Origin of the sequence: Shinella sp. (genome assembly GCF_035998705.1) — a bacterium.
Classification (GTDB): domain Bacteria; phylum Pseudomonadota; class Alphaproteobacteria; order Rhizobiales; family Rhizobiaceae; genus Shinella.
In genome coordinates this window covers 470,065-483,287 of the sequence record NZ_DASYHH010000022.1, presented here as the reverse complement: position 1 = coordinate 483,287, position 13,223 = coordinate 470,065, and the positions used below count along the sequence as shown (strand labels likewise).

The following is a 13,223-nucleotide window of genomic DNA, read 5'->3' as shown; positions in this document are numbered from 1 at the left end:
AATTCTAGTGCTATTTCATAGTGTTGGCACTGTTTTCCGGCGAGAGTAACCACTTGTACCGAGGATCATTTGAACGCAAAATACCTGTCGCCGTCAACTGTTTCCTGAATGGCATATGTGTATTTCCGCGCAACTGCCTGTTGCGGTGCAAAAACAGCCCAAAGGAGTGGCGAATGCCTGGAAAACAGCCGGAAAATCGGAGGGAGCCGAAGCCCTCGCCCTCGCGCAAAAGGGAATCGGAGGCCGGTGTCGACGGAAACCACGCCGAAGCGGCGAAACACTGGGCGCGGGGCGGGCGCACCGGTCAAAGAAAAAGGCCTCGCGGTTAACGTTCACGCCCGCGCCGACAATACTACGCCGCTAGAAACCAGTCGCTGCTGACGTCACCGAACGCAATCCCGTCGAGGAGGATCGATCCGCCACCGGAGAGCTCAAGCACTGCGAAGCCGGCGGCGTTTTCCGTGAGCGTATAGGTCTGCCCACCCAGGTCGACTATGTCGCGTCCACCCTCGAAATCGCGGATGACGTCATTGCCCTCGGCCTTGCCGAAGATGAACGTATCGATGCCGAAGCCGCCGGACAGTACGTCGTCGCCCAGGCCGCCGTTGAGAACGTCTTTTCCTGCACCGCCGGACAGCGTGTCGCTGCCCATGTTGCCGAACAGTTCATCGTTTCCGTCGCCACCCAGAAGGTTGTCGTGTCCCGCACCGCCATAGAGGTCGTCGTTGCCACTGCCGCCGCCCAGCACGTCGTTGCCGTTGGCGCCCTTCAGGAGGTCGTTGCCAGCGCCGCCCCAAGCGACATCGTTGCCATCGCCGCCGAAGAGTGAATCGTGACCGGCGCCCCCGAACAGCGCGTCATCACCGACGCCACCGTAAGCGGCGTCATCACCCTCGCCAGCATAAATCGTATCGTCGCCCTGCTCGCCATAGAGGGCATCGGCATGCTTGCCGCCGCCAATGACGTCATCGCCGATGCCACCCTTGACGGTGTCGTTGTCGTTACCGGCGAAGATGCTGTCGTTGCCGGCCTCGCCCTTGATGATGTCGCTGCCGCCGGTGCCTGAAAGCAGATCGTTGCCGCTGGTTCCGGATAGCAAAACGGGGTCAGGCTTCGAGTCCACTTTAGCAAAGGTCACCTTGATGCGTAGATAGGTGTCTTGGTCGAAGGAAAGGCCCTGCCAATTGATCGCAATCTCGTTAGCGTTCCAGGTGACGCCGGTCAGAGTATCAAAACCAGACATGTTGGTCTCGACAACCACGCCAGTGAAGCGTGCAACATTGTTGAGGGTATCAGAGATTATAAAGCCGCTGAATGCGGCAGGGTTCCAACTGTTTGAAACATCAAAATCAGCCAATATTTCAGAATCGGAAACATCCACCGAGAATACCGAGCGAGCAAATCCCGGCGCCTCGACTCCACTCCCAACTGTGAAAAACCTCTCGTCATAAGGTGCCGAGATCGTGGGGTATCTATAGTATAGGTTAAGGTTTTTTCCGAGAAAACTCACTACACGCCCCTCAATTTCTTCCTAGGGTTGTGTATCACGCTGGCCTTTCGGCGTCTATTGGATAGTTAGACATAATTAATGCAGAGGATGCCACTCTTAATTTGTCCAGCGCCGCCCCTTCCTATCTAACTTCGACGCCGCGGGGCGGGTAGCGGTCCCTCACTCCAAATCCGGATACTCATCGGGCGGGCATACTCTCCGATCGACGGATCTGCATCATGACTCCAGGCCGTCACGCCGGCATGGACCGTCGCCAGCATCTTCGCCTCGCGCACCGCGCGCGCTTCCTTGTCCACTTGGCGCGGATCGAAGGCCGGCACCAAATCCCCATCATCCGTCTTGTTGAATGCTGCGAGCACGACCAGCTTGCCAGTCGCCATTTCAACCTCCGAAAATGGTAACAGGTTCGGTGAACCTACCGGGCATTATGTAGCGCGTTTACCCGGCTTGAACATGTTTGATTCCTTGCCGTCGTATTCCGCAAAAGGGTGGGGGAGCCCCGGCGGATTTCATAAGGAAATCAATGGCCGAAGCAGGCCCTTAGGTGAGGGGTCTCGCATAGCCCAAAAATGCAAAAAGCCCTGTGAAAACAGGGCTCTGCAAGGGTTCGGATGGTGGGCGTGACAGGGATTGAACCTGTGACCCCTACGATGTCAACGTAGTGCTCTCCCGCTGAGCTACACGCCCATCCGATGCGGCGGATAGACCACAAAACCTTGGGCGCCGTCAATAGCTTTTTGAAGCTTTTTTTACGGGCCGATTTTGCGGTGTTTTCCGGGTCTTAGGCGGCCAGCATCTTGTTGACCTCGTCGACGAGATCGCGCAAATGGAAGGGTTTCGAGAGGACCTTGGCGTCCTTCGGGGCCTTGGAATCCGGGTTCAGCGCCACGGCGGCAAAGCCGGTGATGAACATCACTTTCAGGTCCGGATCGAGTTCGGTCGCGCGGCGCGCCAGCTCGATGCCGTCCATTTCCGGCATCACGATGTCGGTGAGGAGCAGCGAGAAGGGTTCTTCGCGAAGCCGGTCATAGGCGCTGGCGCCGTTGTCGTAGGACAACACCTGGTAGCCCGCCTTTTCGAGCGCCTTCACGAGGAACCGGCGCATATCGTTGTCGTCTTCTGCGAGGAGAATCTTGGGTGTCATGGAATTCGGGAACCGTTGCTAAGGTTGTCGGCCCGCGGACGGGCGGTTCTGTTACAAGAGCGTATTCCGGTAAATATCCGGTGAATGGGGCAGGGCAAGCCCCTAATCCCTCGTTTCTCAGTATGGACACGGGCGGAGGCCGCTGGCAACATGGGCGACGGTATGACTTTCAGGCATGGTAAAGGACGGCAATGGCGGAGGCCCTGAGCGAAAACAGCCACTTCGAAGTGCTGGAGCCGGTTTCGCAGAGCGTGCCCCTCGTCTTCAATTCCCCCCATAGCGGCCGGCGTTATCCACAGAGCTTCCTCGCGCAGTCGCGCCTCGACGCGCTCGGCATCCGCCGTTCGGAAGACCATTATGTCGACGAACTCTTCTCGGTCGCGCCCGCGCTCGGCGCGCCGATGCTGGTGGCGCATTTCCCGCGCGCCTGGCTCGACGTCAACCGCGAACCTTACGAGCTCGATCCGCGCATGTTCGAGGGCTCGCTGCCATCCTATGCCAATATCAGCTCCATCCGCGTTGCCGGCGGGCTCGGCACCGTGCCGCGGGTCGTGGCGGAGAACATGGAGATCTATCGCAACCGCTTTCCGGTGGAAGACGCGCTGGAGCGGGTGGAGACGGTCTACAAGCCCTATCACGCGTGCCTGCGGCGCCTCGTCGTGCGCACCCATGTGACCTTCGGCTTCTCGGTGCTCATCGATTGCCATTCCATGCCGGGCAATATCCGGGTTTCGGGCACCAGCGTGCGGCCGGATTTCATCATCGGCGACCGCTACGGCACCAGCGCCTCCGGGGAGCTTTCGCGCACCGCCATGCGGCTGCTGGAGGACATGGGTTTTTCCGTCGTGCGCAACAAGCCCTATGCGGGCGGCTTCATCACGGAGCACTACGGTAGGCCGGCCAAGGGGCTGCATGCGTTGCAGATCGAGGTGAACCGCGGCCTTTACGTCGACGAGACGACGCTCGCCAAGAAGCCGGATTTCGCGGTGCTTCAGACGGCGATTTCCGCCTTCCTCCAGGATTTTTCCGACCATGTGGAGGAATATGCCGTGGACCGCGCGCTGGCGGCCGAATAGGCCTCGCTTCCTCTCAAAAAAAACCGCGCTTGTGGCGCGGTTAAGTCTAGGGAGGAAACACCCAAGGAGGGTATTTACAGTCACGAATGACTGCAAGAAAACGATAATGTTGCGCTGCACAAATGTCAAGCGCAACTGCGGGACAAATTTCCGGCCCGTTCAGCAATTTTCCTGCGTGCGGTGAGGGCGGTGTCCGCGTCTATCCGGTTCCGTTTTTGCGCGCGATAGCGTAAGGGAAAGCGGTCCGCAGTCCCCTCCGAGAGATCCCCATGTTGCCTGACCGCGCCTTTTTCGATCGCCTTGCCGATGCCGCCGCCAAGGAGACCCTGCCGCGCTTTCGCGTCGGTGCCGATGTCGTGAACAAGGAGGCGGCCGGCTTCGACCCGGTGACGGAGGGCGACCGCGCTGCCGAAACCGCCATCCGTGCGCTGATCGAAGAGCGTTTCCCCGAGCATGGCATTCTCGGCGAGGAGCATGGCTCGGTCGGCCTCGATCGGGAATATGTCTGGGTGATCGACCCGATCGACGGCACGCGGGCCTTCATTTCCGGTGTGCCCGTCTGGGGAACGCTGATCGGGCTTTATCGCAATGGCGAGGCGATCATGGGCCTCATCGACCAGCCCTTCACCGGCGAACGCTATTTCGCCGACGGCAAGGTTTCGCACTATGCCGGCCCGGATGGCAGCAAGGTGCTCTCGACGCGGCCCTGCGAAAAGCTGTCCGATGCGATCCTGTTCACCACCTCGCCGCATCTCTTCACCGAAACCCGCAAGCCGCGGTTCGAGTCGGTGCAGGACAAGGTGCGGCTCTTCCGGTATGGCGTCGATTGTTACGCCTATGCGCTGCTGGCGGCCGGCCATGTCGATCTTGTCGTTGAATGCGGGCTGAAGCCATATGACGTCGGCGGGCTCATCTCGGTCATCGAGCAGGCGGGCGGCATCATCACGGCGTGGGACGGCGGGCCGGCGGAAATGGGCGGCGAGATCATCGCGGCCGGCAGCCGCAAGGTCTATGACGAGGCGATGGCGCTTCTGAAGGCTTAAACTTCAGGCGCCCAGGCTGGTGTCTTCGGCGTCGCTGCCTGGAATGAAGGCCTCGATCGCGGCGAGCGCCTGCGCGCGAAAACGGTCGGCCTCCTGGAACAATTCGTGTTTGGCGCCGTCGATCTCGATGAGGCGGGCGGCGCGGAAGATGCGCGCGAGGTCGCCGATCGCCCGGCGCGGCACCAGCGCATCGGCGGTCGGGCAGAGCAGCAGGGTGGGAATGCGGATGCGCGTCAGGTGATCCTGATGCGTCACGCGCGCCATGGTGCGCAGCGTCTCGTTCAGCCAGCGGGCGCTCGGCCAGCTGATGGAAAGCTCCGGATGTTCGGTGAAGATGGCGGCGTTGCGGATGAAGCGGCGCTCGTCCGAGGTCACCACGTTGCGCGGGAAATCGAGTGCCGGGTCGCCCTTGCGGAACGTATGCTTGCCCAGCCCGAAAAGCGAGGCGAGCCGGGCGATGACGGTGATCTTGCTCTGGCTCATCGACTGGCCGGCGAGCGCGATGAAGGGGGCGGCCAGCACCATGCGCTCGATACGGTTTTCCAGATAGGGCGCCTGCGAAAGCGCGACCAGCGCCCCGGTCGAATGTGCCACGATGAAGAAGGGCAGGCGGGCGTCCGGCAGCACGATCTTTTCGAGGAAAAGCGAGAGGTCGGCCTCGTAATCGGCGAAGCGGCCGATATGGCCGGCGCGGTTGCCTTGGATCAGCCGGTCGGAACCCGCCTGGCCGCGCCAGTCGAAGGTGGCGACCCACAGGCCGCGGGCGGTGAGGTCGTTGATCGTCTCGAAATATTTCTCGATGCACTCGCTGCGGCCCTGCAGCAGCACGACCGTGCCTTTGGCCTCGCGCTCCTTCGAGCGGAACACCGCATAGCGGATCTTCACGCCGCCGCGGCCTTCCAGGAACCCCGCAAAATGGTTCTCCGGAACGGGATTGTCGGCGGTGGCGTGCAGGATGGAATCCATGGCGCGGGGCGGGTCTCGGCGGGAATTGCTTCCTGGATGGATAGGCGCTGGCCTTCGTGCCGTCAAAGAAAAAAGCCGGACGCATGGGGCAACGGGGGTGGCCTTCATGCAGTCCGGCGCAATTTGACCAGGGAGGAAGGGACGTTGCACCCCGGTCTCAGAAGTTTTCGCTTCCGATGCTGCGGTTCTAACAAGGTGAAGCTGAACGGTTTCCGAAGCGGACGTTCATCCGCCGTTCATCTCGAAAATTTCGTGACCGGGCAATTTTTGGCCGCCCGACACCCCTTGAACCGCCGGAAATGCGTTCCCATCTCATCGTCACGGGCGCCGAAAGGGTCCGTCGAGGTCTCCGTCGCCAGAACGGGTCGGAGGCCGGATGAACCGGGCTGCACCTTCGGAAGTCGGGTGCCGCCTTTTATCGATCGCAACCGTTGCTCTGAAGGAGGACACCATGCGTCACGTCGATTTCTCCCCCCTCTATCGTTCCACCGTCGGCTTCGACCGTCTCTTCACCATGCTCGATAGCCTCGGCCAGCCTGAGCAGGCCCAGACCTATCCGCCCTACAACATCGAACGCACCGGCGAAAACACCTACCGCATCACCATGGCGGTTGCCGGTTTCGACGAAAGCGAACTGTCGATCGAAGCGCGCGAACATGCGCTGACGGTCAAGGGCGAGAAGAAGGACGAAGCGGCTGAGGAAAGCCAGTATCTCTATCGCGGCATTGCCAAGCGCGCCTTCGAGCGCCGCTTCCAGCTCGCCGATCATGTGGAAGTGCGCGCCGCTTCGCTGAAGAACGGCCTTCTCCACATCGATCTCCTGCGCGACATTCCGGAAGCCGCCAAGCCGCGCCGTATCGAGATTACGGCCGTCAGCCGCGAAGCCAAGCAGATCGAAGCGCAGACCAACTGATCTTTCGCTTTGGTGGGAATGAAGAAAGGCGGTGCCGCGAGGCACCGCCTTTTTTCGTCGGCCTTCTTGGTGTGCGAGGCGATCCCACCACCCGCCACGTCATCCTCGGGCTCGACCCGAGGATCCACCGGCGTGCTCCGAGAGTGGATGGTCGGGTCAAGCCCGACCATGACGGAGGAGAGGGCGCGGACTTCGTGGTTTCTGGGGCTCTGCTGGATGCTCTTCCCCTCTCACAGCGCCGAGAGGAAGGCGTCGACATCCGATTCGGTCGTGGCGAAGCTCGTGACCAAGCGGATCAATGTTTCGTCTTCGCGCATCGTCGCCTTCAGCTCCGGGCCGGCCGGCCAGTCGTAGAAGACGGCGCCCTTGTCCTTCAGCGCTTTCATCGCATCGTTGCGGATGATGGCGAAGAGTTCGTTCGAGCCCGTCGGCCAGGCGAGGCGGGCCTTTTCGGAAGTGCTGAAACCAGCCGCGAGGCGGGCTGCCATGCCGTTCGAATGGCGGGCGAGGTCCAGCCACAGGCCGTCGCGGAAATAGGCGTCGAACTGCGCGGCGATGAAGCGGGATTTCGAGAAGAGCTGGGCGGAGCGCTTGCGCAGGAAATGCATCTGCTGCGCCTTGGCCGGATCGAACAGCACCAGCGCCTCGGCGCACCAGCAGCCGTTCTTCGTGCCGCCGAAGGAGAGCAGGTCGACGCCGCGCTTCCACGTCATTTCCGCCGGCGTCGTGCCGAGATGGGCAAGCGCATTGGCAAAACGGGCGCCATCCATGTGCAGCGGCAGGCCGGCCTGTTTGGTGACCTCCGAAAGCGCGGCGATCTCGTCGAGCGTATAGGCGGTGCCGGCTTCGGTCGCCTGGGTGATGGTGACGGCCATCGGCTGGCCGCCATGCACGAAATCGGGCGGGAAACGGGAGATCGCCGCAGCAAGCGAATCGGCCTGCAATTTGCCGGCGGGGCCGTCGATCGCCACGAGCTTGGCGCCGGTGGCAAAGAACTCCGGCGCATTGCATTCATCGACATTCACATGCGCTTCGCGGTGACAGAAGACCTGGCCGCCCGGGCGGTTGAAGCTTGCCAGCGCCAGCGAATTCGCCGCCGTGCCGGTGCCGACGAAGAAGACGGCGACGTCGCGCTCGAAGATTTCGGAAAAGGTCTTTTCCACACGCTTGTCGAGATCGCTGGTGCCATAGGCGGAGGCAAAGCCGCCGGCGGCGTCGACGAGGCTTTTTGCGATGTCGGGATGGGCGCCCGCCCAGTTGTCGGATGCGAAGAACATGCGGTTTCCAATGCGGTTGAGGGCTTCGGTGGGACCATAGTGGAGAAATGATGGCGATCAATCGCCGCCATGCCGGGCTGCCGTCGTTCCTGTGTAAAATGAAAGGAACGGAAACAATGTGCTACGATGCCGTAATTTAATTTCAAGCCCGTGGCGGTGCAGGCAATTTTTCTTCATGAGGTGTTGATTATTTGGCATGATGGCCTTGCAGCGAAGGGTCGTTTCTGGCATAGAGCTTATGAAATAGGACAGTGTTGCTGTCCTATTTCGGTCAAGAGACCGATGAAGCGTCCCCCGCGACCGCGACGGGATGCCGAAGATGGCGCCGGGCATTGGAGACCCTCTCCTGATGCTGCCTGGATGTCCCGACGGTCCTGGATGATCATGCCTGGTCGACCGTCGTCTTTTTGCGGTCGGGTCAGGGTTATATATAAAGACGCTCGCGTGGCTGGATTGCTGAAAGGCAAACGGTCGCTACGCGGGCGGAAACGAATGCCCGCAGGGTGCCGGGCGCGACAGGAGGGAAGACGATGATGGAGAAGACTCAAGCACATGGTTTTGGGCAGACCCGCGCGCAGGCGACTGCAACGGGCGCCAAGACGCGCTCTTCCACGCCGGGCCTGCCGAAAAAACAGGGACTCTATGATCCGCGCAACGAACACGATGCCTGCGGCGTCGGCTTCGTCGCGCATCTGAAGGGCCAGAAGTCGCACCAGATCGTGCAGGACGGGCTTTTCATGCTCGAAAACCTGACGCACCGCGGCGCCGTCGGTGCCGACCCGCTGATGGGGGATGGCGCGGGCATCCTCGTGCAGATTCCAGACCGTTTCTTCCGCGAGGAGATGGCCAAGCAGGGCGTGACCCTGCCCAAGGCAGGCGAATACGCCGCCGGCCACATCTTCATGCCGCAGGACGAAACGCTCGTCGAACATTTCAAGAAGGTCATCGCCGATGTCATCGCCGAAGAGGGACAGGTCCTCATCGGCTTCCGTGACGTGCCGGTCGACAATTCCTCGCTCTCCAAGGCACCGGAAATCGCCGCCACCGAGCCGCGGCACGTTCAGGTGTTCATCGGCGCGGGCCGCGAGGCCGCGACGAAGGACGAGTTCGAGCGCCGCCTCTTCACCCTTCGCAAGGTGATCTCCAACCGCATCTATGACGAATACGAAGGCGAAGAGAGCAACTTCTATCCGGTTTCGCTCTCCTCGACGACGATCGTCTACAAGGGCATGTTCCTCGCCTATCAGGTCGGCGCCTATTATAAGGACTTGGCCGATCCGCGCTTCGAATCGGCCGTCGCCCTCGTGCACCAGCGCTTTTCCACCAACACCTTCCCCTCGTGGAAGCTCGCGCACCCCTACCGCATGGTCGCCCATAACGGCGAAATCAACACGCTGCGCGGCAACGTCAACTGGATGGCGGCCCGCCAGGCCTCCGTCTCCTCGCCGCTGTTCGGCGACGACATCACGAAGCTCTGGCCGATCTCCTATGAAGGTCAGTCGGACACGGCCTGTTTCGACAACGCGCTCGAATTCCTGCTGCGCGGCGGCTATTCCATGGCCCATGCCGTGATGATGCTGATCCCGGAAGCCTGGGCCGGCAACCAGCTGATGGGTGCCGAGCGCAAGGCGTTCTACGAATATCATGCCGCCCTGATGGAGCCGTGGGACGGCCCCGCCGCCGTCGCCTTCACGGACGGCCGCCAGATCGGCGCGACGCTCGACCGCAACGGCCTGCGTCCGGCGCGTTACCTCGTGACGGATGACGACCGCGTCATCCTCGCCTCCGAAGCCGGCACGCTGCCGGTCAAGGAAGAGAGCATCGTCAAGAAGTGGCGTCTCCAGCCCGGCAGGATGCTGCTGATCGACATGGAAGAGGGGCGCATCATCTCCGACGAGGAGGTGAAGTCCACGCTGGCCGCCAAGCACCCTTACCGCGAGTGGCTGGACAACACCCAGATCATCCTCGAGGACCTTGGCCCGGTCGAGCCGCGGGCGCTGCGCCGCGACGTGTCGCTGCGCGATCGCCAGCAGGCCTTCGGCTATACCCAGGAAGACACCCGGCTGCTGATGTCGCCGATGGCGACGACGGGGCAGGAGGCGATCGGCTCCATGGGCACCGACACGCCGATCTCGGCCATGTCCAGCAAGCGCAAGCTGCTCTACACCTATTTCAAGCAGAACTTCGCGCAGGTGACGAACCCGCCCATCGACCCGATCCGCGAGGAACTGGTCATGAGCCTCGTCTCCTTCATCGGCCCGCGTCCGAACCTGCTCGATCACGGCGGTGCGGCGAAGGCCAAGCGCATGGAAGTGCGCCAGCCGATCCTCACCAATGGCGATCTCGAAAAGATCCGCTCGATCGGCCATGTCGAGGACCGTTTCGACACCAAGACGCTGGACTTCACCTATGACGTCTCGCGCGGCGCCGAAGGCCTGCCGGAAATTCTCGACCGGCTCTGCGAGCGCGCCGAACAGGCCGTTACCAGCGGCTATAACATCATCGTGCTGTCGGACCGCCAGATCGGGCCGGACCGCGTGGCGATCCCGGCGCTGCTGGCGACGGCCGCCGTGCACCACCACCTGATCCGCAAAGGATTGCGCACCTCGGTCGGCCTCGTCGTCGAATCCGGCGAGCCGCGGGAAGTGCATCACTTCTGTCTTCTCGCCGGTTACGGCGCGGAAGCGATCAACCCGTATCTCGCCTTCGACACGCTCACCGACATGCACAAGCGCGGCGAGTTTCCGAAGGAAGTGGACGCCGAGGAAGTCGTCTACCGCTACATCAAGGCGATCGGGAAGGGCATCCTGAAGGTCATGTCCAAGATGGGCATTTCGACCTACCAGTCCTATTGCGGCGCGCAGATCTTCGACGCGATCGGCCTGTCGTCCGCGTTGGTCGACCAGTATTTCTTCGGCACGGCGACGACGATCGAGGGCATCGGCCTCGACCAGATCGCGCAGGAGACCTTCGCACGCCACAAGTCGGCCTTCGGCCGCGATCCGCTGCTGGCCAACACGCTCGATATCGGCGGCGAATATGCCTATCGCATGCGCGGCGAGGAACACGCCTGGACGCCGGATGTCATCGCCTCGCTGCAACATGCGGTGCGTGGCAACGCGGCCGATCGCTACAAGGAATTCGCCGAACTGGTGAACGCCTCGTCGCTGCGCATGAACACGATCCGCGGCCTCTTCGCCATCAAGGGCGCGGAAGCTGCCGGCCGCACGCCGATCTCCATCGACGAGGTCGAGCCCGCGGTCGATATTGTCAAGCGCTTCTCCACCGGCGCCATGTCCTTCGGCTCGATTTCCCGCGAGGCGCACACCACGCTTGCCGTCGCCATGAACCGGATCGGCGGCAAGTCGAACACCGGCGAGGGCGGCGAGGAGGCAGACCGCTACCTGCCGCTGCCGGACGGCTCGTCCAACCCCGAGCGTTCGGCGATCAAGCAGATCGCCTCCGGCCGCTTCGGCGTGACGACCGAATATCTCGTCAATGCGGACATGCTGCAGATCAAGGTTGCGCAGGGCGCCAAGCCCGGCGAAGGCGGCCAGCTGCCCGGCCACAAGGTGGATGCGACGGTCGCGAAAACCCGTCACTCCACGCCGGGCGTCGGCCTTATCTCGCCGCCGCCGCACCACGATATCTACTCGATCGAGGACCTGGCGCAGCTCATCTACGACCTGAAGAACGTCAACCCGGAAGCCGATATCTCGGTCAAGCTCGTCTCGGAAGTCGGCGTCGGCACGGTTGCCGCCGGGGTCGCCAAGGCGCGCGCGGACCATATCACCATCGCCGGCTTCGACGGCGGCACCGGCGCTTCGCCGCTCACCTCGCTGAAGCACGCCGGTTCCCCCTGGGAAATCGGCCTTGCCGAAACGCATCAGACGCTCGTGCTCAACAAGCTGCGCTCGCGCGTCGCGCTCCAGGTCGATGGCGGCCTGAAGACCGGCCGCGACGTCGTCATCGGCGCGCTTTTGGGCGCCGACGAGTTCGGCTTTGCCACCGCACCGCTGATCGCGGCCGGTTGCATCATGATGCGCAAGTGCCACCTCAACACCTGCCCCGTGGGTGTCGCGACGCAGGATCCGGTTCTTCGCAAGCGCTTCAAGGGCACGCCGGAACACGTCATCAACTACTTCTTCTTCGTCGCCGAAGAGGTGCGCGAAATCCTGGCCTCGCTCGGCGTTCGCTCGCTGAACGAGATCATCGGCGCCTCGGAACTGCTCGAAAAAGAAAAGATGATCTCGCACTGGAAGGCCAACGGTCTCGACTTCTCCCGCATCTTCCACAAGGTCGATGCGCCGAAGGAGGCGACCTACTGGACCGAACGGCAGGATCACCCGATCCACGACATCCTCGACCGCAAGCTGATCGAGCAGGCAAAACCAGCGCTCGAGAAGAAGACGCCGGTCGCCTTCGAGGTCGATATCAAGAACGTCGACCGTTCGGCGGGCGCGATGCTGTCGGGGGCGGTGGCCAAGCGCTACGGCTTCAAGGGCCTGAAGGATGACACGATCTCCGTGACGCTCAAGGGCACGGCCGGCCAGTCCTTCGCGGCATTTTTGGCGCGCGGCATCACATTCGACCTCATTGGCGCGGGCAACGACTATGTCGGCAAGGGCCTGTCCGGCGGCCGTATCGTCGTGCGTCCCCCGACCGGCAGCAAGGCGATCCCGCACGAATCGATCATCGTCGGCAACACGGTGCTCTACGGCGCGGTTGCCGGCGAGTGCTACTTCAACGGCGTGGCCGGCGAGCGTTTCGCCGTGCGCAACTCCGGTGCCATCGCCGTCGTCGAGGGCGTGGGCGACCACGGCTGCGAATATATGACGGGCGGCGTGGTCGTCGTCATCGGCCAGACGGGGCGCAACTTCGCAGCCGGCATGTCTGGCGGCGTCGCCTATGTGTTGGATGAGGAGGGCGATTTCGCCCGCCGCTGCAACATGGCGATGGTCGAGCTCCAGCCGGTGCCGGAAGAGGATGACATGCTGGAGAAGCTGCACCATCACGGCGGCGACCTCATGCACAAGGGCATGGTGGACGTTTCCGGCGACATGACGCGCCACGACGAGGAGCGGCTCTATCAGCTCATCTCCAACCACCTGCACTATACCGGCTCGCCGCGCGCCAAGGAGATCCTCGACCAGTGGGCCGAGTTCCGTCCGAAGTTCCGCAAGGTCATGCCGGTCGAGTATCGCCGTGCGCTGGAAGACATGGAACGCATGAAAATGGCGGAAGCGGCCGAGTAACCCGGCCGCCGAGACTGCGACCATCCGGCAGTGCCGGAT

The 13,223-nt window shown here is 62.4% G+C and carries 9 protein-coding genes and 1 tRNA gene; 4 read left to right on the top strand and 6 right to left on the bottom strand.

Annotation, left to right across the window (positions count from 1 at the left end; genetic code table 11):
* Positions 1–352: 352 nt before the first annotated feature.
* The 4 genes from VGN93_RS19025 to cpdR1 form a co-directional block, all read right to left on the bottom strand.
* On the bottom strand, positions 353–1,381 hold the full coding sequence (locus tag VGN93_RS19025; protein ID WP_327508662.1) for a calcium-binding protein: 1,029 nt from the start codon (positions 1,379–1,381) through the stop codon (positions 353–355).
* A gap of 254 nt (positions 1,382–1,635) precedes the next feature.
* Positions 1,636–1,890 (bottom strand): hypothetical protein, encoded by a 255-nt coding sequence (locus VGN93_RS19020; RefSeq protein ID WP_327508661.1) that lies wholly within the window; start codon positions 1,888–1,890, stop codon positions 1,636–1,638.
* Positions 1,891–2,122: 232 nt separating this feature from the next.
* Positions 2,123–2,197 (bottom strand) — tRNA-Val (locus VGN93_RS19015).
* Positions 2,198–2,291: 94 nt separating this feature from the next.
* Entirely contained in the window at positions 2,292–2,654 is a 363-nt protein-coding gene (gene cpdR1, locus VGN93_RS19010; protein ID WP_069061148.1) for a response regulator CpdR1, read from the bottom strand.
* A gap of 191 nt (positions 2,655–2,845) precedes the next feature.
* On the opposite strand from cpdR1, the gene VGN93_RS19005 reads away from it, so the two are divergent.
* Together VGN93_RS19005 and hisN are read left to right on the top strand one after the other, a co-directional pair.
* Positions 2,846–3,730 (top strand): N-formylglutamate amidohydrolase, encoded by an 885-nt coding sequence (locus tag VGN93_RS19005; protein WP_319320785.1) that lies wholly within the window; start codon positions 2,846–2,848, stop codon positions 3,728–3,730.
* A 269-nt stretch (positions 3,731–3,999) separates the two neighbouring features.
* On the top strand, positions 4,000–4,773 hold the full coding sequence (hisN, locus tag VGN93_RS19000) for a histidinol-phosphatase (protein WP_327508660.1): 774 nt from the start codon (positions 4,000–4,002) through the stop codon (positions 4,771–4,773).
* A 3-nt stretch (positions 4,774–4,776) separates the two neighbouring features.
* Here hisN and VGN93_RS18995 read toward each other — a convergent pair whose 3' ends face one another.
* On the bottom strand, positions 4,777–5,739 hold the full coding sequence (locus VGN93_RS18995) for an alpha/beta hydrolase (protein ID WP_319320790.1): 963 nt from the start codon (positions 5,737–5,739) through the stop codon (positions 4,777–4,779).
* Positions 5,740–6,190: 451 nt separating this feature from the next.
* Between VGN93_RS18995 and VGN93_RS18990 the strand changes: the two genes are divergently transcribed.
* Positions 6,191–6,652: an Hsp20 family protein gene (locus VGN93_RS18990; protein ID WP_319320793.1), complete on the top strand. Its 462-nt coding sequence runs from the start codon at positions 6,191–6,193 to the stop codon at positions 6,650–6,652.
* Positions 6,653–6,882: 230 nt separating this feature from the next.
* Here the strand turns inward: VGN93_RS18990 and VGN93_RS18985 are convergent, their stop codons facing one another.
* Positions 6,883–7,929 carry a low specificity L-threonine aldolase gene (locus VGN93_RS18985; RefSeq protein WP_327508659.1) on the bottom strand — a complete coding sequence of 349 codons (1,047 nt, stop codon included), beginning with the start codon at positions 7,927–7,929 and terminating at the stop codon, positions 6,883–6,885.
* 530 nt (positions 7,930–8,459) lie between these two features.
* Here VGN93_RS18985 and gltB point away from each other — a divergent pair.
* A complete protein-coding gene (gene gltB, locus VGN93_RS18980) occupies positions 8,460–13,184 on the top strand; it encodes a glutamate synthase large subunit (protein ID WP_327508658.1) in 4,725 nt (1,574 codons plus the stop codon).
* Positions 13,185–13,223 lie beyond the last annotated feature (39 nt).

Excerpts from the sequence above, each read along its gene's own strand:
- VGN93_RS19020 (WP_327508661.1), bottom strand. The coding sequence starts at position 1,890 with ATGGCGACTGGCAAGCTGGTCGTGCTCGCAGCATTCAACAAGACGGAT.
- cpdR1 (WP_069061148.1), bottom strand. The coding sequence starts at position 2,654 with ATGACACCCAAGATTCTCCTCGCAGAAGACGACAACGATATGCGCCGG.
- VGN93_RS19005 (WP_319320785.1), top strand. The coding sequence starts at position 2,846 with ATGGCGGAGGCCCTGAGCGAAAACAGCCACTTCGAAGTGCTGGAGCCG.
- hisN (WP_327508660.1), top strand. The coding sequence starts at position 4,000 with ATGTTGCCTGACCGCGCCTTTTTCGATCGCCTTGCCGATGCCGCCGCC.
- VGN93_RS18995 (WP_319320790.1), bottom strand. The coding sequence starts at position 5,739 with ATGGATTCCATCCTGCACGCCACCGCCGACAATCCCGTTCCGGAGAAC.
- VGN93_RS18990 (WP_319320793.1), top strand. The coding sequence starts at position 6,191 with ATGCGTCACGTCGATTTCTCCCCCCTCTATCGTTCCACCGTCGGCTTC.
- VGN93_RS18985 (WP_327508659.1), bottom strand. The coding sequence starts at position 7,929 with ATGTTCTTCGCATCCGACAACTGGGCGGGCGCCCATCCCGACATCGCA.
- gltB (WP_327508658.1), top strand. The coding sequence starts at position 8,460 with ATGATGGAGAAGACTCAAGCACATGGTTTTGGGCAGACCCGCGCGCAG.